17 protein-coding genes are annotated in these 21,120 nt (G+C 66.1%); 9 read left to right on the top strand and 8 right to left on the bottom strand.

The window, feature by feature from the left end:
* Window positions 1–15 precede the first annotated feature (15 nt).
* The 5 genes from DNK89_RS04280 to DNK89_RS04260 form a co-directional block, all read right to left on the bottom strand.
* Window positions 16–2,547, bottom strand: a complete 2,532-nt coding sequence (locus tag DNK89_RS04280) for a cation-translocating P-type ATPase (RefSeq protein ID WP_110959017.1) — start codon at window positions 2,545–2,547, stop codon at window positions 16–18.
* A gap of 111 nt (window positions 2,548–2,658) precedes the next feature.
* Window positions 2,659–2,823, bottom strand: a complete 165-nt coding sequence (locus tag DNK89_RS04275; protein ID WP_015013633.1) for a rubredoxin — start codon at window positions 2,821–2,823, stop codon at window positions 2,659–2,661.
* 32 nt (window positions 2,824–2,855) lie between these two features.
* Window positions 2,856–3,623, bottom strand: coding sequence for a cytochrome b/b6 domain-containing protein (locus tag DNK89_RS04270; RefSeq protein ID WP_110959016.1), 768 nt, complete (start codon window positions 3,621–3,623; stop codon window positions 2,856–2,858).
* Window positions 3,624–3,668: 45 nt separating this feature from the next.
* Window positions 3,669–4,193, bottom strand: coding sequence for a diheme cytochrome c (locus DNK89_RS04265; RefSeq protein WP_110959015.1), 525 nt, complete (start codon window positions 4,191–4,193; stop codon window positions 3,669–3,671).
* A gap of 10 nt (window positions 4,194–4,203) precedes the next feature.
* Window positions 4,204–4,608: a DUF1924 domain-containing protein gene (locus DNK89_RS04260; RefSeq protein ID WP_110959197.1), complete on the bottom strand. Its 405-nt coding sequence runs from the start codon at window positions 4,606–4,608 to the stop codon at window positions 4,204–4,206.
* A gap of 113 nt (window positions 4,609–4,721) precedes the next feature.
* Here DNK89_RS04260 and DNK89_RS04255 point away from each other — a divergent pair, with 113 nt between their 5' ends.
* Genes DNK89_RS04255 through DNK89_RS04245 form a run of 3 tightly spaced genes read left to right on the top strand, consistent with a single transcriptional unit; the run spans window position 4,722 to window position 7,264 of the window.
* Window positions 4,722–5,108: a PepSY domain-containing protein gene (locus DNK89_RS04255; RefSeq protein WP_110959196.1), complete on the top strand. Its 387-nt coding sequence runs from the start codon at window positions 4,722–4,724 to the stop codon at window positions 5,106–5,108.
* Window positions 5,109–5,132: 24 nt separating this feature from the next.
* Window positions 5,133–5,825: a response regulator transcription factor gene (locus tag DNK89_RS04250; protein ID WP_110959014.1), complete on the top strand. Its 693-nt coding sequence runs from the start codon at window positions 5,133–5,135 to the stop codon at window positions 5,823–5,825.
* Window positions 5,822–7,264, top strand: a complete 1,443-nt coding sequence (locus tag DNK89_RS04245) for a sensor histidine kinase (protein WP_110959013.1) — start codon at window positions 5,822–5,824, stop codon at window positions 7,262–7,264. The genes DNK89_RS04250 and DNK89_RS04245 overlap by 4 nt, the downstream gene beginning before the upstream one ends.
* A gap of 211 nt (window positions 7,265–7,475) precedes the next feature.
* Here DNK89_RS04245 and DNK89_RS04240 read toward each other — a convergent pair whose 3' ends face one another.
* Window positions 7,476–9,857, bottom strand: a complete 2,382-nt coding sequence (locus DNK89_RS04240; RefSeq protein WP_110959012.1) for a DUF1631 family protein — start codon at window positions 9,855–9,857, stop codon at window positions 7,476–7,478.
* 97 nt (window positions 9,858–9,954) lie between these two features.
* Window positions 9,955–12,036 (bottom strand): sodium-translocating pyrophosphatase, encoded by a 2,082-nt coding sequence (locus tag DNK89_RS04235; RefSeq protein ID WP_015013641.1) that lies wholly within the window; start codon window positions 12,034–12,036, stop codon window positions 9,955–9,957.
* A 256-nt stretch (window positions 12,037–12,292) separates the two neighbouring features.
* Here DNK89_RS04235 and ppa point away from each other — a divergent pair, with 256 nt between their 5' ends.
* A complete protein-coding gene (gene ppa / locus DNK89_RS04230; protein WP_015013642.1) occupies window positions 12,293–12,829 on the top strand; it encodes an inorganic diphosphatase in 537 nt (178 codons plus the stop codon).
* Window positions 12,830–13,047: 218 nt separating this feature from the next.
* Entirely contained in the window at window positions 13,048–14,895 is a 1,848-nt protein-coding gene (locus DNK89_RS04225) for a methyl-accepting chemotaxis protein (RefSeq protein WP_110959011.1), read from the top strand.
* Window positions 14,896–15,088: 193 nt separating this feature from the next.
* Here the strand turns inward: DNK89_RS04225 and DNK89_RS04220 are convergent, their stop codons facing one another.
* Window positions 15,089–15,898 carry a triacylglycerol lipase gene (locus tag DNK89_RS04220; RefSeq protein WP_015013644.1) on the bottom strand — a complete coding sequence of 270 codons (810 nt, stop codon included), beginning with the start codon at window positions 15,896–15,898 and terminating at the stop codon, window positions 15,089–15,091.
* Window positions 15,899–16,164: 266 nt separating this feature from the next.
* On the opposite strand from DNK89_RS04220, the gene DNK89_RS04215 reads away from it, so the two are divergent.
* From DNK89_RS04215 to DNK89_RS04205, 4 genes are all read left to right on the top strand, one after another.
* Window positions 16,165–16,704, top strand: a complete 540-nt coding sequence (locus tag DNK89_RS04215) for a chemotaxis protein CheW (protein WP_110959010.1) — start codon at window positions 16,165–16,167, stop codon at window positions 16,702–16,704.
* 45 nt (window positions 16,705–16,749) lie between these two features.
* Window positions 16,750–18,570 carry a methyl-accepting chemotaxis protein gene (locus tag DNK89_RS04210; RefSeq protein WP_110959009.1) on the top strand — a complete coding sequence of 607 codons (1,821 nt, stop codon included), beginning with the start codon at window positions 16,750–16,752 and terminating at the stop codon, window positions 18,568–18,570.
* Between the two features lie 297 nt (window positions 18,571–18,867).
* Window positions 18,868–19,173, top strand: a complete 306-nt coding sequence (locus tag DNK89_RS24170; RefSeq protein WP_153064241.1) for a hypothetical protein — start codon at window positions 18,868–18,870, stop codon at window positions 19,171–19,173.
* Window positions 19,170–20,966 (top strand): methyl-accepting chemotaxis protein, encoded by a 1,797-nt coding sequence (locus DNK89_RS04205; RefSeq protein ID WP_110959008.1) that lies wholly within the window; start codon window positions 19,170–19,172, stop codon window positions 20,964–20,966. Before DNK89_RS24170 ends, DNK89_RS04205 begins: the two co-directional genes overlap by 4 nt.
* Window positions 20,967–21,120 lie beyond the last annotated feature (154 nt).

Here is a 21,120-nt window from a genome sequence, read left to right as displayed (position 1 = left end):
GTGTGGGGCAGAGCGTCAGGCGGGTGAAGGATGGAGGGCCGGTGGCGTGGGCTGCAGCCACCGCTTGTTGGCAGCAAACACCACCGTGAGCAGCAGCCCGGCCAGCAAGGCCATGAACCAGTGCAGGGGCGACAGCGGCACAAACCGGAAAGCATTGGCCAGCCACGGCACGGTGGTGATGGCCGCCAGCGCGGCCAGCGTGCCTCCCGCCACCCACAGGCTGACCGGGGTGAGGCCTGCCCACAGGCTGCGCCAGCCCGTCTTGCTGCTGCGGCTGGGCAGGATGAGTGCGGCGTTGGCGGCCACCAGCACCACAAACGCGGCCGTGCTAGCGGTGGCGGCATGTGCGGGCTGGCTCAACAGCCAGGCATACAGGCCCACCACGGCGGCCGTCACCACGCTGCCCTGCAGCACGCTCAGCAGGATGTGGCGGGCGGACAGCAGTGGCTCGTTGGCCGCGCGGGGCGGCTGCTGCATGAGGTCGGCAGCGCCTTCTTCGGCCTCGAACACGATGGAGCAGGCCGGGTCGATGACCAGCTCCAGAAACGCGATGTGCAGCGGCGCCAGCACCAGCGGCAGCCCGAACAGCACCGGCAGCAGCGCCAGCCCAATGATGGGCACGTGCACCGCCAGCGTGTAGACCATGGCCTGGCGCAGGTTGGCAAAGGTCTGCCGCCCCCGGTGAATCGCCAGCACGATGGCGGCGAAGTCATCGTGCAGCAGCACCAGTGCGGCGGCCTCGCGCGCGACATCGGTGCCGCGCTGGCCCATGGCGATGCCGATGTGGGCGGCCTTGAGGGCGGGGGCATCGTTCACGCCGTCACCGGTCATGGCCACCACCTCGCCCTGGGCCTTGAGGGCTTCGACCAGCGCGAGCTTCTGGTGCGGCTTGATGCGTGCAAACACGCTGACCTGCTGCACCTGGTCGGCCAGCTCCTGTGGTGGCATCTGTGCCAGCTCGTCGCCGGTGATCACGCGGTCGTTGGCGATGCCCGCCTGGGCGGCAATGGCGCGCGCGGTGCGGGGGTGGTCGCCGGTGATCATCACCACGCGAATGCCCGCCTGGCGGCACTGCGCAACGGCCTGGGGCACCTCGGGGCGCAGCGGGTCTGCCAGGGCCACCAGGCCCAGCCATTCAAAGTCAAAGTCGTGCTGGGCGTCGGGCCAGGTGTCTTGCGTGCGGTGCTGGGCCTTGGCCACGCCCAGCACCCGCAGGCCCCGGTCGGCCAGGCGTGCGGCCTGGGCGCTGACGGCGGCGCGCTCGGCGTCGGGCAGGTGGCAAAGGTCGGCCACGGCTTCGGGCGCGCCCTTGGTGGCCACCGTGTCGTGCGCCGAGGTGCCGTCGCGCCACAGGTGGCTCATGGCCAGCAGCTGGGGCGACAGCTCGTACTCGCGCGCCAGCGACCATGCGGGATGCAGGTGCTCGGTGTCCACCAGGTGGTCGGCCGCCAGGCGGTGAAAGGCCTGCTCCATGGGGTCGTGCGGCTCGATCTCGCTGGCCAGCACGGCGTATTCGAGCAGCTCGTGGAAGGCATCGGGCAGCGCGCTGCCGTCCGCTGCGGCGGGCAGGTTCTGCACATCCAGCTCCTGGCCTGAGATGCAGAGCGCTGCCACGGCCATGCGGTTTTGCGTCAGGGTGCCGGTCTTGTCCACGCACAGCACGGTGGTCTGGCCCAGCGTCTCAATGGCATTGAGCCGCCGCGTGAGCACCTGCTGCGCCGCCAGCCGCCGCGCGGCCAGGGCCAGGAAGATGATCATGATCACTGGCAGCTCTTGCGGCAGCACCCCCATGGCCAGCGTGATGCCCGCCAGCACGGCCTGCAGCCAGTCACCGCGTAGCGCCCAGAATAAGGCAACCAGCAGCGCGCACAGTGAGAGGCCGATGACCACCAGCTTGCGTGTGAGCCGCGCCATTTCTTCGCGCAGCGGCGAAGCCTGCAGGGCAATGGTGTCGAGCGATTGGCCAATGCGGCCCAGCTCCGTGTGGCGGCCCACGGCGGTCACCTGCAGCAGGCCCTGGCCGCTGACCACCAGCGTGCCTGCAAACACCTTGTCGGCCGGTTGTTTGGCCACGGGCTCGGATTCGCCGGTCAGCATCGACTCGTTGGCGGCCAGCTCGTGGGCCTGCAGCAGCGTGCCGTCGGCGGGGATGCGGTCGCCCTCGGCAATCATCAGCAGGTCTTCGCGCACCACGTCGCGGCCTGCAATGCGCACGAGGCTGCCGCCGCGCAACGCCAGCGCGCGGGGGCTGGAGAGGTCGCGCAGGGCGTTCAGCGCGTTGTCGGTGCGGCGCTCCTGCAGCACCGTGATCGCCATGATGATGACCACAAAGCCCAGCAGGATCAGCGCCTCGTGCGCGTCGCCCATGGCGAGGTAGATGGCGCCTGCGCCCAGCAACAGCAGGAACATGGGCTCGGTGACCACATCCCAGGCCATGTCGCGCAGGGTGCGGCGCTGGCCGATGCCCAGTTCGTTGGGTCCCTCGTCGCGCAGGCGCTGGGCGGCCAGGGCCGGGTCGAGCCCGGTGGGGGAGTCGGTCGGTGGCATGGGGTGTGTGAGGCTGAGTTGCACAGAGGGCGCAATGGTGTAACGGTTATACCGCGCACCGATGTCTGCAGCCCTGACGCAGCGCAGTAGGCCGCACCCGATACCTCTCCTTCACACCTCGCACATCACAAAGTCAGCCTTGCCAACATTGCATTCGGGGCAGCGCCAGTCGTCGGGCACGTCGGCCCAGCGGGTGCCGGGTGCGATCCCATGGTCGGGCAGGCCCGCAGCCTCGTCGTAGATCCAGCCGCAAACGGCACACATATAGATTTTCATGTGGTGGTTCCTTCGTTTTCGGTGGCTATGACTCAATCGTCATCGTGGTGCCGCTGGCGTTCGGTCGATGTGCTGCTGGCCACCCAGCCGCCGGGCGACTGCTGCCACTGCCAGGCACCAAAGGCCAGGGTTGCGATCAGCAGCAGGGCGGCGAGCCATGTGCGGTTCTTGCGGACCAGGTCGGGTCCCTTGCCCTCCACCCGGCCGGTGAGCATGGGCAGGGCCTGGTTCTTGCGGCGCAGCACGCTCAAGCCAGCAATCAGCGCGATGTGGACCAACACCACAAACAGAAAAGCGTTGCCGAAGAACTCGTGCACTTCTTCCATCGCCTCGCCCATCCAGTTGCCACCCAGCGCAGCACCCCAGTCGTTGTACGTGGCGTAGCCACTGAGGGTGAGGGGCACCACCAGCGCCAGCAGCAGCATGATGGCCAGCGCCATCAGCAGGTTCTGGCCCTGGCGCCAGTTGATTTGCGTGACCGATGTGGCCTGGGGCAGGGAGCGCAGCCATGCGGGCGCCCCTGCCAGCTTGCGCCCCAGCAGGCCCAGGCCCGAGGTGCGCGGCCCGAAGATGCCGTACAGCAGCCGAAAGCCCAGCAGCCCCGCCATGGTGTAGCCCAGCGTGACGTGCAGCAGCCGCCAGTGCTCGCCATCGGCCGTGGCGTAGGCCCCGGCAAAGCACAGTGCAAACAGCCAGTGGAACATGCGGGTGGGCGCATCGGTCACCCGGCGGCTGGGGGCCTTCGCGGGCGCGGGTTGCGATGAGGCGTTGGCGGGATGGAGGGTGGGTGTGTTGGTCATCGTGTTTTCCTTGTGTCGGCTCCAGAGGTTGGCTGTGCGTGGCGATCAGTCGTTCCAGGCGCGGCGGGAGCGGGCATCCAGCCCCGCTGGCATGCGCAGGTTGTGTTCGTCAAACTGCCCCTGGTCTGCCCCGGTGTGGCAGGCCGCGCAGTTGGCGGCGCTTTTCACGCTGGCGAGCTTCCAGGTGGCGGGTTCGATCTTTCGGTGCTTGCGTTCAAACCAGGCCGAGCGGGTGATGCGGTCCTCGGGCGGCTCTTCGTTCACGCGCTTGTAGGTGCCGGCGTGGGCCTGCAACCACTGGTTGAGTTGGCGCACGGTGGCAGCGTCCAGCGATGCGTCGGTGCCGTAGTGCTTGTCGAGGCCCGTCATCACGCGGTTCCACGACGCTGCGGGCAGCAGGCCGGGCGGGTAGGCGGTGTGGCAGGCGGCGCATTCCTGCGTGTAGGCGTTGGGCACATTGCGGGGCATAGCACGCCCGCTGTCCGCGTTGGCGCTAGAGAGGGACAGCAGGGTCAGCGCGCACGCAGCGGCGACCAGGGCTGCAAGTCGCAGGGGGACAGGTTTTTTCATGGTGTCGGTCTCAGGGCTTGAGGGCGTTGAGGTAGGCCAGCACGTCGGCCTTTTCCACCGCGGTGCATTCACGGCTCAGCACGTCGTTGCAGTTGCGCCGGAACCACTTGTCCACCTTGGCGGTATCGGTAAAGGCCTTGGGGTTGAAGGCTGGGGCCAGGGGCGCGATCGGCTTGCCGGTGCTGGCATGTTTGCCTTGCGCGGTGGGCGGTGTGCCGTGGCAGGATGCGCAAGACCACTCGCCGCCATGGCGCGTGGTGAAGAACACTTTGCCCTTGTCGGCGTTGCCCGGGCTGCCGGCCTGCGCGCTCCAGTGGGCAAGCTGTTGGGCGGCTGTGGTGTCGGCGGCTTGGCTCGTGCCAGCGGCTGCCAGTGCGCAGAGCGCGGCCAAGGTCAGGGTGCGAAGGGAAGTCATGCCAGGGTCCTCGTGGGTTTTGTCTTGTGCGGCCATTGTTGAAATCCTTGCCTGAACGGCGTGTGAAAGGCCCGTTCATCGGCCGTTCAGATTTCGCGCGGGACAATGCGGCCATGTTTTTCCCCTTCCTTCCTGTTACAGCGGGCTGCCCTGACCGGCGCTCGCGTCTGGCGGCCTGTGTGCTATGCGCTGCTGCGCTGGCCGTGCCCCCTGCCTGGGCCAGCGGCAAGGACGACCATGACCGGGCGCGGCAGGCTGTGCAGGCGGGCCAGGTACTGCCGCTGCCCGCGGTGCTGGAGCGCCTGCAGCGCGAGGTGCCCGGCCAGGTGCTGGAAGTGGAGCTGGAGCAGGAGCGCGAGCGCTGGATTTACGAGATCAAGCTGCTGACGCCCGCCGGGCAGTTGACCAAGGTCAAGCTCGATGCGCGCACGGCCGAGGTGCTGCGTGTGCGATCCCGAGAATCGCGCGAAGATCAGTCGAGAAGCCGGGACACTCGCTGACACCCTTCCGACCCCAACACCTCCATGCGCATCCTGCTGGTAGAAGACGACACCCTGCTGCGCGCCCAGTTGCGCACGACACTGCAAGGCGCGGGCTACACCGTGGACGAGGCCGACAACGGCCGCGACGCGCAATTTCTGGGTGAGACCGAGGCGGTGGATGCCGTGGTGCTAGACCTGGGCCTGCCAGTGGTGGACGGGCTCACGGTGCTCAAGCGCTGGCGGGCTGCGGGGCGCAACATGCCGGTGCTGATCCTCACCGCGCGCGACAACTGGCACGAAAAAGTCGCAGGCATCGACGCCGGTGCCGATGATTACCTGACCAAGCCCTTTCACCTCGAAGAATTGCTGGCGCGCCTGCGCGCACTCATCCGCCGCGCCAGCGGGCAGGCGTCGGCCGTGCTGCAGTGCGGAGACTGGTCGCTGGACACCCGCAGTGGCCGCGTGACTTGCGCGGGCCAGCCGGTGACGCTGACAGCCCATGAATACAAGGTGCTCGACTACCTCATGCACCGTCCCGGCGTGCTGGTCTCGCGCGCCGAGCTGACCGAACACATCTACGCGCAGGACTTTGACCGGGACTCGAACACCATCGAGGTGTTTGTGGGGCGCCTGCGCAAAAAGATGTCGCCCTCTGCCGGTTCGTCGGCGGACCCGGCGGCTTCGGCCCGCATCGAGACCGTGCGTGGCATGGGCTACCGCTTGGTGCCGCCATGAGCGTGCGTGGTACGTCACCTGCGCCGCCTGTGCACTGGTCCCGGTCGTTGCGGGTGCGGCTGCTGGCCGTCACGCTGGCGGGGGTGGCCGTGGCCATGGTGCTGGCCGGGCTGGTACTGAGCGGGTTGTTCCGCGAGCATGTGCAGCAGCAGTTTCAAGCCGCGCTGCAGCTGCAGCTGGACCAGATCACGGCGCGGTTGGAGTTTGATGCCCAGGGGCAGCCGGTGATTGCGGCCGAGGCGCTCTCGGACCCGCGCTGGCTCAAGCCTTACTCTGGCTTGTATTGGCAGGTGGATGCGATGGCGCCCGACGGGCGGGAGCGGGCAGGTGTGTTGCGCTCGCGCTCGTTGTGGGACACCAGCCTGGCGCTGCAGGTGGATGCGTTGGCCGATGGCGCCGTGCATGTGCACGAGATGCCCGGACCGCAGGGCGCGCCTTTGCTGGTGCTGGAGCGCACGGTGCGCGCAGAGGGCGCGCATGCAGCGCGCTGGCGCTTGATGGTGGCCGCCGACCTGCATGCCACGCAGGCGGCCACCGCCCGGTTTACGGGCGTGCTGGCGCTGTCGCTGGCGGTGCTGCTGGTGCTGCTGGCCGCCGCCGCCTGGGCGCAGGTCTCCTTAGGGCTCAAGCCCCTGCAGGCCCTGCAGCGTGCGGTGCAAGACGTGCAAGAGGCTCGGGCTTCGCAATTGCAGGGCAGCTTCCCTGCCGAAGTGCAGCCACTGGTCGACGACTTCAATGCCGTGCTGCGCCGCCATGGCGAGGTGGTGGAGCGCGCACGCACCCAGGCGGGCAACCTGGCCCATGCGCTTAAGACGCCCCTCACGGTGCTGGACAACGCGGCCTGTGTGCAACCGCCCGCGGATGGGCCGGAACTGGCGGCGCTGGTGCGCGAGCAGGTGGTGGTGGCACGCAGGCACATCGACTGGCACCTGGCGCGGTCGCGGGTGGCGGCGTCTGCGCACTTGCCCGGGCAGCGCACCGCGCTGCAGCCGGTGGTGGAGGGCCTGGTGCGCGTGATGAACAAGGTGCATGCGGACCGGGCGCTGGACATTACCGTTGCGCCGCCTCCGGTGCCGTTGTTCTTCGCGGGCGAGGCGCAGGACCTGCAGGAAATGCTGGGCAACCTGCTGGACAACGCTTGCAAGTGGGCTCGGTCCGCAGTGCGCTTGCAGGCGCAGCTGCTGCCCGCAGGATCTGAACCTGCGCAGCCCCAACTGGTGGTTGCGGTGGAGGACGACGGCCCCGGCATTGATGCCGCGCAGCGTGCACAAGCACTGGAGCGCGGCGTGCGCCTGGACGAAACCGTGCCCGGAACGGGGCTGGGTCTGGCCATCGTGCAGGACCTGGCGGCGTTGTACGGCGGGCGGCTGGATCTGGAGCCTGCAGGCCTTGGCGGTTTGCGGGCGACGCTCACCCTGCCGGCTGCAAACGCTCATTGAGCCGCAGCGACCCTCGCTGCGAAGTGCCCCCAAAAACTGTCACAGCGGGATGCACAGAAAAAGCCCGCCAAAGCGGAAATCCATGAAAAAAGCCCGCCAAAGCGGGCTAAGGCCCTGACAAATTCCCCCTGAATTCTGCAAAGCCTTGGAGTAATGAAAACAGGTTATCACCGTCTGCGGTGTTTGACCACTCCTGTTGTGCAAGCGGCGTTCAGTGCCGGCTTTCCACGCTGTTTTGCATGGCGGTCTGGGCCACGGCGTTCAGGGCGTTGTCCACCACGGTCTGCTCGGCCAGAACTTGCAGGGCGCCTTGTTGCAGCAACCGGTCCAGCAACCGCAGGGTCATCGACTGGGTGCGGCCCGAGGCGCTGGTGAACAGGAACAGGTTGCCGTGCGAGCCGATCCAGGAGAGCTGCGTGCGCTCCCACTGGCCCGCCACCTGCAGGTTGACCCATGTGCCCACGGTGATGGTGGACGCGGGCAGCTGCAGGGGCGCAGCGTTGCTGGGTGCAGCCTCGGGTGCAGAGTCTGCGCCTTCGCTCTCGGGGGACTGCGAGATGTCGATGTAGCCGGACTCCCGCGCTTCGGAGGGCGCCACCCAGGGATCGTCGTCGTCGAGAGGGGCTGGTTGTGCTGGCTCTGCAGCGGGCGTTGCCATCGGTGCTGCAGTGACCGGTGCAGCAGGGGCTGGCGCCGCGACCCTGGGCCCGGGGGTGAAGGCCTGCTGGTGCAGCTGCATCAGCAACTCGAAGACAGCCTCTGTGCGGTCGGCAGGGTAGTCGATGGATGCCAGGCCCTCGCGCAATTTGGGCAGCAGCTTGGGCAGCAGGCGGGCGAGCTGGCCGGTGTTGGCGCGCGTCAGCTCGGGTTGCACGCTCCAGATCAGCGCATCTACCAGCTCCTGATAGCGGCCCGGGTCTGTGGTGCCGGGTTTGGCTGAGAGGCGGGCCTCGGCCATGACTTGGGCCCAGGGGCCCAGCAGAAAGCGGGAGATCGCATCGGGCACTTTGCCCATGCTGGGCAACAACCACAGCTCGCGGGATATCTGTGCGGCCAGCAGGTGGCGCTGCTCGGCATGCTGCAGGGCCTCGATCGCGCGCTGGCGCTCCTGCCTGAGCGCCTGGTCTTTCTCTGCCCATTTGGCGTGCAGCTGCTGCAGCACCTGCTCAAAGTCATCAGCGCTTTCAATGGTGGCGGTGGCCAGCGGCCCCGCAATGTGCATGAGCGACCGCATGAAGCTCTGGAAACCCGGGGCTTCGGGGCTGTTGAAGGCCTGGCTGCGGTCGGTGATGTCTTGCAACAGACGGCGTGCGGCGTGCTCCTTGTGGCTGAAGAAGCGCGGGTCGGACAGTGCCAGCTGCATCAGCGCCGGCTCCAGCGCGCGGATGAACTGTTGCACCGGCCACAGCAGCCGCGTGTCGCGCGCAATGTTGTCCACCATCAGCGCCACCACCTCCATGCTCAAGGCCTGGCCCAGGCCCTGCACCTGCGCCCGCTGCGCGGCGGCGGAGTGGCCGTCTGCGCCAGGGGCTGCTAGCGTGCGTGGCGTGCCCAGGCGCTCCATCATCTGGCCCACCTGGTTCATCTCTTGCAGCGCCTCAAACGCAGCAGGTACCGTCATCGCAAAGTCAGTGGCGGGCGGGTTGATGTGCGGCAAGCCTTGTGCCGGGTCTTCAAATTCCCGCGCAAACCGGTCTGCAAACGATTCCTGGCTGTCGTTGGCCGGGGCATGTGTTTCTGCAGGGGCGGCTGCGTCATTGAACTCGCCCAGCAGCAGGCGGCGCAGGCGGTCCAGCGTCAGCAGCGGGTCGCCTGCGCTGGTGGATGACGCCACATACAAATCGTTATCGGCGGCGAAGCCGGGGGACACCCCGGCCTCGGCAGGCGCCACATAGACCACCTCGCCTGTGGCCTGCCGCATGGCATAGCCCACCGGCTTCACGCCGCTTTGCTTGAGCTGGTCGATCTGCGCCAGGTACAGGCTGCGCAGCTCGGTACCCAGTGCCTGGGCCATCAGCCCCATCCAGTCGTGGCGCACCTGGGGCGTGACCTGCATCTGAGACACCACGGACTGCAGGGCCTGCAAGAAGACGTCGGGGCGCAGCGGGTTGTGTTCTGGCTGCACCCGGGGCAGGCCTTGTGCGGCGCAGACCAGTGCGTCCAGGTCAGCCAGGGGACCTTCCACGGCCGTGACGAGCACCTGCCGTGCGCGGGCTCGCTCCACGCTGTCGTTGATCTGCGCCTCGTCCATCAGTTCGAGGTCGTCAAAGTTCACGGTGAACAGGGAGCGCGTGGGCTTGTCGTCGCCTTGCGCGGTGTCCTCGTCCAAGGCCTTGCGCAGTGCATCGGGGTAACGCTCGGCCATCACCGAGGCCAGTCGCACCAGTTGCTGGCGGGCCTCCTGCATGGCGTTGTGCTCGCCGGGGGTGCGTGCACTGTCTAGGCGCGCTTGCAGGGACATGCGTGTGGTCTCTATCACGCGTTCCACCACAGGCCGGGCCTGGGTCAACGCGATCTGGACGATGCGCTGCTGGGGGGCAACGATGCTGCCGGTCGGGGCCGTGGCGGACGGGGTGTTGTGTGTCAAGGCCATCTTCAGTAGGACGGAGGACCGGAAACTGCTGCAATGGGTGCGATGTTACGCGTCAAAAAGGGGCCCGAGGCCCCTTTCTGCTAGCGGTGGCGTGGATTCACCCGCCATGGAACTTGACCACCAGCGGCACGATGAGCAGCGCCACGATGTTGATGATCTTGATCAGCGGGTTGATGGCCGGGCCGGCCGTGTCCTTGTAGGGGTCACCCACGGTGTCGCCGGTCACGGCGGCCTTGTGCGCCTCGGAGCCCTTGCCGCCGTGGTGGCCGTCTTCGATGTACTTCTTGGCGTTGTCCCAGGCGCCGCCGCCGGTGCACATGCTGATGGCCACAAACAGGCCCGTGACGATGGTGCCCATCAGCAGGCCCCCCAGCGCCTTCGGGCCCAGCAGCAAGCCCACCCCAATCGGCACCACCACGGGCAGCAGGCTGGGGATCACCATTTCCTTGATGGCGGCGGTGGTCAGCATGTCCACGGCCTTGCCGTATTCGGGCTTGCCCGTGCCGTCCATGATCCCCTTGATGGTGCTGAACTGGCGGCGCACCTCCACCACCACGGCGCCTGCGGCGCGGCCCACCGCTTCCATGGCCATGGCGCCGAACAGGTACGGAATCAGCCCGCCGATGAACAGGCCGACGATGACCATCGGGTCTGACAGGTCGAAGCTCACCGCCCGGCCATAGGTTTCCAGCTTGTGGGTGTAGTCGGCAAACAGCACCAGTGCGGCCAGGCCGGCGGAGCCGATGGCGTAGCCCTTGGTCACGGCCTTGGTGGTGTTGCCCACGGCGTCCAGCGGGTCGGTGATGTCGCGCACGCTGCTGGGCAGCTCGGCCATTTCGGCAATGCCGCCCGCGTTGTCGGTGATGGGGCCATACGCATCCAGCGCCACCACAATGCCCGCCATGCTCAGCATGGACGTAGCCGCCACCGCAATGCCATACAGGCCGGCCAGGCCGTAGGCCACGATGATGGCGGTGCACACAAACACCACGGGCCAGGCCGTAGAGCGCATCGACACGCCCAGGCCCGCAATGATGTTGGTGCCGTGGCCGGTGGTGGATGCCTGGGCGATGTGCCGCACGGGCGCGTATTGCGTACCGGTGTAAAACTCGGTGATCCAGACCAGTGCGGCCGTCAGCACCAAGCCGGTAGCGCAAGCGCCAAACAGCCGCAGCTGCGAGCCCGTGGCCGTGACGGCATTGTCCGGCATGATCCACAGCGTGACGAAGTAGAAGGCAATGAGTGACAGCACGCCCGCAATCGCCAGCCCCTTGTACAGCGCGGGCATCACGTTCTTCATGCCGGGCGAGGCCTTCACAAAGAAGCAGCCGATGATGGACGCCACGATGGACACGGCGCCCAGCGCCAGCGGGTAGACCACGGCATTGACCTGAGCCGTGGCTACCATCAGGGCGCCCAGCACCATGGTGGCGATCAGCGTCACGGCATAGGTCTCGAACAGGTCGGCCGCCATGCCCGCGCAGTCGCCCACGTTGTCGCCTACGTTGTCGGCAATCACGGCCGGGTTGCGCGGGTCGTCCTCGGGGATGCCGGCCTCCACCTTGCCCACCAGGTCGGCGCCTACGTCAGCGCCCTTGGTGAAGATGCCGCCGCCCAGGCGCGCAAAGATCGAGATCAGCGACGAGCCGAACGCAAAGCCGATCAATGGGTTGAGCAAGGTGGCCAGGTGGGCCGTGGGTGTGTGGTTGCCGTTGCCCGCCAGAAACCAGTAAAAGCCCGTGACACCCAGCAACCCCAAGCCCACCACCAGCATGCCGGTGATGGCCCCGCCCCGAAAGGCCACATCCAGCGCGGGGCCGATGCCGTGGGTGGCCGCTTGCGCAGTGCGCACGTTGGCGCGCACCGACACATTCATGCCGATGAAGCCGCAGGCGCCCGAGAGCACGGCGCCCACCACAAAGCCCACGGCCGTGGTGCCGTCCAGAAACACGCCGATCAGCACGGCCAGCACCACGCCTACGAGGGCGATGGTCTTGTACTGGCGGGCGAGGTAAGCGGCTGCGCCCGCCTGGATGGCGGCGGCAATCTCCTGCATGCGGGCGTTGCCCGGGTCTTTGGAAAGAATCCAGCCCCGGGCCCAGATGCCGTAGGCCACCGCGATGAGCCCGCAAACGAGGGCGAGGATGAGAGGGGATGTCAGTGCTGAGCTTGCAGCCATTCAATTCTCCTTGGTGTGTTGCACGGAGGGGGACCAACGCATCGGTGGTTTCCCCGCTGCGTTGCTTCCTCGTGCTACCCATGCGTTTCGCGCAGGAGCCGATTGGCCAACAGACCCAATTTACAGGCAAACGCCGGTTTGCAAGCGGGCAGAAAGGGGCGTGCGCCTAAAATCAGGGTTAATCCCGACGCTTCGTTGCGCTGCATCAGTGCCGAAGGCCTCGCGGGTTATCGTCAACAAACCACTATCCAAAGACATGTCCCTCAACAACGTCCCCCCAGGCAAGAACGTTCCTGACAGCTTCAACGTCGTCATCGAAATCCCGATGAACGCCGATCCGATCAAGTACGAAGTGGACAAGGAGTCGGGCGCCATTTTTGTGGACCGTTTCATGACCACCGCCATGCACTACCCCACCAACTACGGGTATGTGCCGCAGACGCTGTCGGGCGACGGCGACCCGGTGGATGTGCTGGTGATCACGCCTTACCCGCTGTTCCCCGGCGTGGTCGTGCCCTGCCGCCCCCTGGGCATCTTGATGATGGAAGACGAGGCCGGTGTGGATGGCAAGGTGATTGCTGTGCCCACGTCCAAGATCCTGCCCATGTATGACCACTGGAAGACCATCGACGATGTGAACGCCATGCGCCGCAACGCCATCGCCCACTTCTTTGAGCACTACAAGGACCTGGAAAAGGGCAAGTGGGTCAAGGTGCTGGGCTGGGAAGGCATCGACGCTGCCAAGAAGGAAATCACCGACGGCATCGACAACTACAAGAAGTCGCAAGCCTGATAGCCTTTGGGCGATTTCTGCCCGTAGCGCTGGTGCGATATGCGCCAGATGCTATCAAAATAAAAGCACGCCATCCATCTCGGGTGGCGTGTTTTTTTGGGCGGCACCCTGCCAGGGTAGGGAAAAGCCGCGCCATGTGCGGCTGGGCGCGCTGATAGACTGCATTTTGTTACATGGCTGCGGCTGTCCCGGTGTTTCGAGGTACTTTGAGGTGATTCATGAAAATTTCTGATCTGCGCATTGGCGTCAAGCTGGCGGCGGGTTTCCTGGCGGTCGTGTTGCTGACCGCCTTGCTCGGCGCCATTGCGCTGGTGCAAATGTCCCGCATCCACGCCAACGCCGAGGAGATCGCTACCAACCTGCTGCCCAGCGTCACGCAAACGGGCGAGCTGCGCGTGCTGCTCAACCGCATGCGCCGTGCCGAGGCGGGCATGGTCGGCGCGCGCAGCGCGGCCGAGGTCAAGGCGTTTGCCGAGCAAGTCGCCGCGCGCCACAAGGACCTCAGCCGCGTCGAGGCGGTCTACGAGCCGCTCATCGACATGCCCAAGGAACGTGAGGTATTCAACGCCTACAAGACCCGCAAGGCGGCCTATGTGGCCCTGCAGGACAAGCTGGCAGACATTGCCAAGGGCGTGGACTTCAGCACCGCCGAGACCATGGAGCTGACCGCTGACGCCTTGAGCATGCTGTATTCGGGCGAGTCAGAGTCGGCTTTTGTGGCCACTGCCGAAACGCTGGGCGAGCTGCAAAAGATCAATGCGGACGCCGCCTTGCAAGCCAACGAGGAAGCGAAGACGGTGTTCAGCGTGGCGCGCGCCTGGGTGCTGGGCACGCTCGCGCTGTGTGTGGCATTGGCCGCCGTGCTGGGCGTGGCCATCACCCGCGCCGTGACCCGTCCGGCCCACCATGCTGTGCAGGCTGCCCGCGCCATTGCAGATGGCGACCTGGCGACCGAAGTGCCTTCGGGTGGCAAGGATGAAATGGGCCAGCTGCTCAACGCACTGGGCGACATGCGCGCCAACCTGGCGCGGGTGGTGTCCGGCGTGCGCAGCAATGCCGAAGGCGTAGCCTCAGCCAGCGCGCAAATCGCCTCCGGCAACAACGACCTGAGTGCGCGCACAGAACAGCAGGCCAGCGCGCTGGAAGAAACGGCAGCCTCGATGGAAGAACTGGGCTCCACCGTGCGCCAGAACGCCGACAACGCGCGCGCCGCCAACCAGCTGGCCGTGAGCGCCAGCACCGTGGCCGTGCAAGGCGGAGACGTCGTGGCCGAAGTGGTCGAGACCATGAAAGGCATCAACGCCAGCAGCAACAAGATTGCAGACATCATCAGCGTCATCGACGGCATCGCCTTCCAGACCAACATCCTGGCCCTCAACGCAGCCGTCGAAGCCGCCCGCGCCGGCGAACAAGGCCGGGGCTTTGCCGTGGTGGCCGGAGAAGTGCGCAACCTGGCAGGGCGCAGCGCAGAAGCCGCCAAAGAAATCAAAGCCCTCATCACCGCCAGCGTGGAACGCGTGGAACAAGGCACCGCCTTGGTGGACAAAGCCGGAGCCACCATGACCGAAGTCGTCAGCGCCATCCGCCGCGTGACCGACATCATGGGAGAGATCAGCGCCGCCAGCAGCGAACAAAGCGCAGGAGTCGGCCAGGTGGGAGAAGCCGTCACCCAGATGGACCAGGCCACCCAGCAAAACGCCGCCCTGGTGGAAGAAATGGCCGCAGCTGCCAGCGCCCTGAACGCCCAGGCTGGCGAACTGGTCAACGCCGTGGCCGTGTTCAAGCTCGACGCCAACAGCACGTCAAGCCACAGCCCGGCGCGCACCAGCGCAGCCCCCGCCCGCGCTCCCATTGCAGCGCCCAGCTACAAAGCCCCGGCCCGCAGCAGCCTGGGCAGCAGCGCCAAGAGCAGCAGCAGCAAACCCGCCGCCAGCCTGGCAGCGCCCAAGACCGGCAGCGCAGCACCAGCGGCCCCAGCAGCCAGCGCCGCAGCCCCCAAACCGGCAGCGCCCAGCCCGGCACCGGCCAAGGCAGGGGGCAACGACGACGACTGGGAGAGCTTCTGAGAAGGGCCAGACAGGCCCCTGGATGAAGAGTTCAGGTCAAAACGGCTGCAGGCGCAGGTGGAACATGCGCTGACAGCTATCAAAACAGAAGTAAAGAAGCACGCAGAGGGGACACCTTCTGCGTGTTTTTTTGCGTAGCACTTGGGAATCCGCCGTCCATTCAGGTACGGCAGGGGACTTTTCCGTACTGCTCTCAGCGGTGCGGGTTGGGATACACCAGATGCAGCCCTGGCAGCTGCGGGCGCTGGAAGGGTTGCCACACCACGCCCGGGCCGTGCGGCTGGCCCAGGCGGTCGGCCACAGCCCACCAGGCGCTCGGGTTCAGGCCGATGCCAAAGTGACTGGCCACCACTTCGATGTTCTCGGTGTGGGGGTTGTGGTCGGCGGGCGCCTGGATGCTGCCGCGCCAGGCCACCACGCCGTCGGTGCGCGAGTAGATGCTGGTGGTGGGCACTGGGGGCGCCTCGGGCAGGTTGTAGTTCTCGGTTTCGCGCTCGATGCTGCGGCCGCTGGCGAACTGGTAGATGCGCCATGCGTTGGTAGAGGTGTGGGGGCCGGCAAACGGCGTGCCCAGTGTCACCACGCAGCGCACCAGGTCGGGCATTTCCTTGGCCAGCTCGCGGGCGTAGATGCCGCCCAGGCTCCAGCCCACCAGGCTGACCTTGTTGCCGCTGGCATCCGCCGCTTGCTGCAACTGGGCCTTGGCGTTTTCCAGCACGCCCTCGCGGGGCCCCAGGTTCAGGCCCTGGCCCCAGCCCAGCGTGTTGTAGTTGCGCGATTCGAGGTAGCGGCGCAGGGGCAGGGTGGTGGTGTCACCCGCCGTGAGGCCCGGGAACACGATGACCGTGTGTCCGTCCCCCAGGGGGGCGCGCTGCAGCACAGGCCAGGCAGGCAGCACGGCGCCAAACTCCCACGGAGCGCGCAGCTCCAGGGCCAGCAGAGGCAGGCTCGGCGGGGGCATGTGGTCGGGGGCGGCGGATTTGCGGTCGGAGAAGAGGGGCATCGATTCGTCGTTCCAAAACGGCGCGTGCCAAGCAAGGCACACGGGTGGTGCGACGGTAGCAGTTTTTGCGCACCAGGGCGGGGCGCGAAATGGAGCAAGCTCTCCAATTGCCCGGTCGGTCGCGGCCTCAGTCCCCTTGCACTGGCGTGGGGGATTGTCAAAAAATGTCACGAAATGAAACCTATGACTGCTATGCTTTGAATAGCTTTTGCGCATTCCGCGTTCTGGCGTCCCTCGCATCCCCCACCGCCTGAAAGCCCCGTGCCATGACCGCTTTTGTCGACTCCGCCGTCCCTGCCAACGCTCGCTCTGTAACACCGGGGCCGGCGTCCAGCGCGGCGGCCGCCGCGCGTGAATTCCTGACCTTTCGCCTGGGCGCGGAGGAATATGGCATCGACATCCTGCGGGTGCAGGAAATCCGCTCGTACGAACGGCCGACTCGCCTGGCGCATTCGCCCGACTTCATCAAGGGGGTGATCGACCTGCGCGGTCGCATCGTCCCCATCCTGGACCTTCGCGTGAAGCTGCAGTGCCCTGAAGCCAGCTACACCGACTTCACCGTGGTCATCATTCTGGACATCGGCTCCACCCTGGTGGGGGCGGTGGTGGACGCGGTGGCCGATGTGGTCTCGCTCACCCCCGACCTCATCAAGCCCACGCCCCAGTTCGAGCGGCAAGGCCATGTGGACCCTGCCTTTGTCACCGGCATTGCCAGCCTGGGCGAACGCATGCTGATCGTGATGGACATCGAGGCCCTGCTGAGCAGTGACGAAATAGGGCTGGTGAGATCCGCGGCGCACAGGTAATGTGACAACCCACTACACAAGATCAACACACAGAGGAGAAGAAGGATGAATCAGCTCAAGATTTCAACCCGGCTGACTGTGGCATTTGCCGTCTTGGTGCTCTTGCTGGTTGCGTTAGGGGCGGTCAGTCTGGTGCGTTCTGCCAGTCAGCGCGCTGAGCTCAAGGACGTGATTGATGTCCGCATACCCATTACCAAAGAGCTGGGTGCTCTGGCGGATGGTGTCAATGTGCAGGCCATCCAGTATCGAAACCTCGCGATCTTCTCCAATGAGTCAATCATCAAGGCCTCCCAGGATCGTTTGGTTGAAGCCCGGTCCAAGGTGTCTGAAATCTACAAGAGCTTGGAGCGCCAGATCACCTCAGAGAAGGGCAAAGAGATCCTGATGCGCATGGAAAAGCAGCGCGCAGAGTTTCTGAAAGTGGGGGACCAATACCTGGCGCTGGTCAAGCAGGGGCAGAAAGACGAAGCGCTGAAATTGCTGGAAGAGCAGCTGCGCCCGCTGCAGCAGGCTTATCAAGCCACCATTCAGGAGCAGGTGGCGTTTCAGGCCCAGGTGACTGTGGAGGCGGGCCGTCGAGCGGAAGCCGAAGCCGATTCCCTGCAGCGCGACGTGCTCATCGCCGGTGCTCTGGCGATCGGCATCGCAATCTTTCTGGCCATCACCATCATCCGCTCCATCACCCGCCCCCTGGCACAGGCGGTGGAGGCGGCCGACCGCGTGGCCGGTGGCGACCTGAGCGGCCAGATCGTCGTGCAGTCCAAGGACGAAACCGGGCACCTGCTCAGCGCCCTGCAACGCATGCAGCAAAGCCTGGTCAACACCGTCAGCACGGTACGCCAAAACGCCGAAGGCGTAGCCTCAGCCAGCGCGCAGATAGCCTCCGGCAACAACGACCTGAGTGCGCGCACAGAACAGCAGGCCAGTGCCCTGGAAGAGACGGCAGCGTCGATGGAAGAACTGGGCTCCACCGTGCGCCAGAACGCCGACAACGCGCGCGCCGCCAACCAGCTGGCCGTGAGCGCCAGCACCGTGGCCGTGCAAGGCGGAGACGTCGTGGCCGAAGTGGTCGAGACCATGAAAGGCATCAACGCCAGCAGCAACAAGATTGCAGACATCATCAGCGTCATCGACGGCATCGCCTTCCAGACCAACATCCTGGCCCTCAACGCAGCCGTCGAAGCCGCCCGCGCCGGCGAACAAGGCCGGGGCTTTGCCGTGGTGGCCGGAGAAGTGCGCAACCTGGCAGGGCGCAGCGCAGAAGCCGCCAAAGAAATCAAAGCCCTCATCACCGCCAGCGTGGAACGCGTGGAACAAGGCACCGCCTTGGTGGACAAAGCCGGAGCCACCATGACCGAAGTCGTCAGCGCCATCCGCCGCGTGACCGACATCATGGGAGAGATCAGCGCCGCCAGCAGCGAACAAAGCGCAGGAGTCGGCCAGGTGGGAGAAGCCGTCACCCAGATGGACCAGGCCACCCAGCAAAACGCCGCCCTGGTGGAAGAAATGGCCGCAGCTGCCAGCGCCCTGAACGCCCAGGCTGGCGAACTGGTCAACGCCGTGGCCGTGTTCAAGCTCGACGCCAACAGCACGTCAAGCCACAGCCCGGCGCGCACCAGCGCAGCCCCCGCCCGCGCCCCCATTGCAGCGCCCAGCTACAAAACCCCGGCCCGCAGCAGCCTGGGCAGCAGCGCCAAGAGCAGCAGCAGCAAACCCGCCGCCAGCCTGGCAGCGCCCAAGGCCAGCAGCGCAGCGCCAGCGGCCCCTGTAGCCAGTGCAGCCAGCGCCGCAGCCCCCAAACCGGCAGCGCCCAGCCCGGCACCGGCCAAGGCAGGGGGCAACGACGACGACTGGGAGAGCTTCTGACGAGGGCCAGACAGGCCCCTGGATGCAGAGTTCAGGTCAAAACGGCTGCAGGCGCAGGTGGAACATGCGCTGACAGCTATCAAAACAGAAGTAAAGAAGCACGCAGAGGGGGCACCTTCTGCGTGCTTCTTCCTTTTGGTGCCCAGGCGGCGTGTTGGTAGGTCCTAGGGGCAGTTGGAGCGCCCGAACTGCCTGCTGGCGCGATGTTTGCTGTGCGCTCATTGGGCCGTTGCCCAATCAAGCTGCAGCGCACTGGCGCATGGAGGCAACATGTACGCAAACGTAACGGAAAGCGCTATGCTGAACGACATTGCCACGGCGCGCGGCCCTTTTCACAAATGGGTGTTTTCGTTTCTGCGCCGGTATCGACAGGAGTTCCGCCATGGGCCGTGGTTTGACCGCTTCCTGCACCCCGCCTCCTTCAACGCCCAGCATCGGACGTACCGTGCAAGGTTTTCGTCCTCTGCCGTTCTGGCTCTTGGCCTCGGCGCCACGGTCACCGCTGGCACCGTGATCCGCTTTTCACAGGTTTCTCTTCACCGCTGTGGAGCCACTAGCTGGGCTCAGCTTCTTGTCTCGTTTCCCTCAGGAGTGTTGTCATGAACCAGTTCAAGATTTCCACCCGCCTGGCGGGTCTGCTTGCGGCGCTGTGCCTGCTGGTCCTGCTGGTGGGCATGGCGGGGTTGTATGGCATGGGTAACTCCAATGCCGGGCTCAAAACGGTGTACGACGACCGGGTGGTGCCGCTCAAGCAGATCAAGGTGGTGGCAGACATGTACGCCGTCAACGTGGTGGACACAGCCCACAAGGTGCGCGATGGCGCGCTGACCCCTGCGCAGGGCCTGCAGTCGGTGGCCGCTGCGCGCAAAGCCATTGATCTCAATTGGAAGGCCTACCTCGCCACGCAGCTGGTGCCGGAGGAGACGCAGCTGGTTGAGCGCTTCAAGCCGCTGCAGGCCAAGGCCGATGCGGCGACCGACGTGCTGGCAGGGCACTTCAAGTCGGGCGATGTGGCGGCGCTGACCGCTTTCGCCGCCAAGGAGATGTACCCCGCCATCGACCCATTGCAGGAGGTGCTGGGCCAGCTGATGCAGGTGCAGCTGGACCGTGCCAAGGCCGAGTACGACAGCGCGGCCGCCAGCTACCAGACCATCCGCGCGTTGGCAGTCACGGCTGTGGTGGCGGGCATCGCGCTGGCCGTGCTGATGGGCGGCGCCATGATCCGACAGATCTCTCGTGCGCTGGGCGATGCAGTTCGGATCTCCGACGCCGTAGCCCAAGGTGACCTGACCGTGGCCATCCATGCCCGGGGCAAGGACGAGATCGCCCATTTGCTCAGTGGCCTCACCACCATGCGCGATAACCTGGCGCATGTGGTGTCGGGCGTGCGCAGCAACGCCCAAGGGGTGGCGTCTGCCAGTGCCGAGATCGCTTCGGGCAACAACGACCTGTCCATCCGTACCGAGCAGCAGGCCAGCGCGCTGCAGGAAACCGCAGCGTCGATGGAGGAGCTGAGTTCCACCGTCAAGCAGAACGCCGCTAACGCGCGCCAGGCCAACCAGCTGGCGATGAGTGCATCCACCGTGGCGGGGCAGGGCGGCGACGTGGTGGCCAAGGTGGTGACCACCATGAAGGGCATCAACGACAGCAGCAAGAAGATCGCCGACATCATCTCGGTCATCGACGGCATCGCGTTCCAGACCAACATCCTCGCGCTGAACGCCGCCGTGGAGGCAGCCCGCGCGGGCGAGCAGGGCCGGGGCTTTGCTGTGGTGGCGGGCGAGGTACGCAACCTGGCCCAGCGTAGCGCCGAAGCAGCCAAGGAGATCAAGTCGCTCATCACCGCCAGCGTGGAGCGGGTGGAGCAGGGCTCGCAGCTGGTGGACAAGGCTGGCACCACCATGACCGAGGTGGTCGGCGCCATTCGCCGCGTGACGGACATCATGGGCGAGATTAGCGCCGCCAGCAGCGAGCAGAGCACCGGCGTGTCGCAGGTGGGCGAGGCCGTCACGCAGATGGACCAAGTCACCCAGCAGAACGCGGCGCTGGTCGAGGAAATGGCTGCTGCCGCCAGCAGCTTGAGTCATCAGGCACAGGCTTTGGTGGGTGCCGTGGCCGTGTTCAAACTCACAGCGGATCAGGCACGGCCTGTGGTGCCGGGAGGAGCCGCAAATGGGGCCCAGCGTCCCGCACCCGGCGCGACAGCAACCCAGTCCACGTTGAGCGGACAGTCTGGCAGAGCGGCCTCCACTCCGCTGTCTAAGGTTGCCGCTGCGGCTGCTCCCAAAAAAGCGTCTGCCCCTGCAGCGCCGTCCATACCCAAATCGGCAGGTGCGTCCCCCAAATTAGCCCAGCCCGTCGTCGCAGGTGCCGAGGACGATTGGGAAAGTTTTTGACTTGGAGCAGGGGGACCGGTCGTTTGTAAGGTTTCTGCACCTTTTCAGGGCATAAACTTTATCTGCTGCTCGCACCGCTAGGGCTATCGGCCCCTTTCGGCAGGTGAGCCTCCAAAAGCACGCAACGGATCTTGCGTGCTTTTTTGCGTACTGT

Origin of the sequence: Acidovorax sp. ST3, from assembly GCF_003231145.1 — a bacterium.
Classification (GTDB): domain Bacteria; phylum Pseudomonadota; class Gammaproteobacteria; order Burkholderiales; family Burkholderiaceae_C; genus Acidovorax.
The sequence above is the reverse complement of the archived record's forward strand: the minus strand, read 5'-3'. Positions and strand labels throughout refer to the sequence as shown.

Bases quoted from the DNA above. Each gene is read 5' to 3' on its own strand.
- DNK89_RS04280 (WP_110959017.1), bottom strand. From the start codon at position 2,547: ATGCCACCGACCGACTCCCCCACCGGGCTCGACCCGGCCCTGGCCGCC.
- DNK89_RS04275 (WP_015013633.1), bottom strand. From the start codon at position 2,823: ATGAAAATCTATATGTGTGCCGTTTGCGGCTGGATCTACGACGAGGCT.
- DNK89_RS04270 (WP_110959016.1), bottom strand. From the start codon at position 3,623: ATGACCAACACACCCACCCTCCATCCCGCCAACGCCTCATCGCAACCC.
- DNK89_RS04265 (WP_110959015.1), bottom strand. From the start codon at position 4,193: ATGAAAAAACCTGTCCCCCTGCGACTTGCAGCCCTGGTCGCCGCTGCG.
- DNK89_RS04260 (WP_110959197.1), bottom strand. From the start codon at position 4,608: ATGACTTCCCTTCGCACCCTGACCTTGGCCGCGCTCTGCGCACTGGCA.
- DNK89_RS04255 (WP_110959196.1), top strand. From the start codon at position 4,722: ATGTTTTTCCCCTTCCTTCCTGTTACAGCGGGCTGCCCTGACCGGCGC.
- DNK89_RS04250 (WP_110959014.1), top strand. From the start codon at position 5,133: ATGCGCATCCTGCTGGTAGAAGACGACACCCTGCTGCGCGCCCAGTTG.
- DNK89_RS04245 (WP_110959013.1), top strand. From the start codon at position 5,822: ATGAGCGTGCGTGGTACGTCACCTGCGCCGCCTGTGCACTGGTCCCGG.
- DNK89_RS04240 (WP_110959012.1), bottom strand. From the start codon at position 9,857: ATGGCCTTGACACACAACACCCCGTCCGCCACGGCCCCGACCGGCAGC.
- DNK89_RS04235 (WP_015013641.1), bottom strand. From the start codon at position 12,036: ATGGCTGCAAGCTCAGCACTGACATCCCCTCTCATCCTCGCCCTCGTT.
- ppa (WP_015013642.1), top strand. From the start codon at position 12,293: ATGTCCCTCAACAACGTCCCCCCAGGCAAGAACGTTCCTGACAGCTTC.
- DNK89_RS04225 (WP_110959011.1), top strand. From the start codon at position 13,048: ATGAAAATTTCTGATCTGCGCATTGGCGTCAAGCTGGCGGCGGGTTTC.
- DNK89_RS04220 (WP_015013644.1), bottom strand. From the start codon at position 15,898: ATGCCCCTCTTCTCCGACCGCAAATCCGCCGCCCCCGACCACATGCCC.
- DNK89_RS04215 (WP_110959010.1), top strand. From the start codon at position 16,165: ATGACCGCTTTTGTCGACTCCGCCGTCCCTGCCAACGCTCGCTCTGTA.
- DNK89_RS04210 (WP_110959009.1), top strand. From the start codon at position 16,750: ATGAATCAGCTCAAGATTTCAACCCGGCTGACTGTGGCATTTGCCGTC.
- DNK89_RS24170 (WP_153064241.1), top strand. From the start codon at position 18,868: ATGCTGAACGACATTGCCACGGCGCGCGGCCCTTTTCACAAATGGGTG.
- DNK89_RS04205 (WP_110959008.1), top strand. From the start codon at position 19,170: ATGAACCAGTTCAAGATTTCCACCCGCCTGGCGGGTCTGCTTGCGGCG.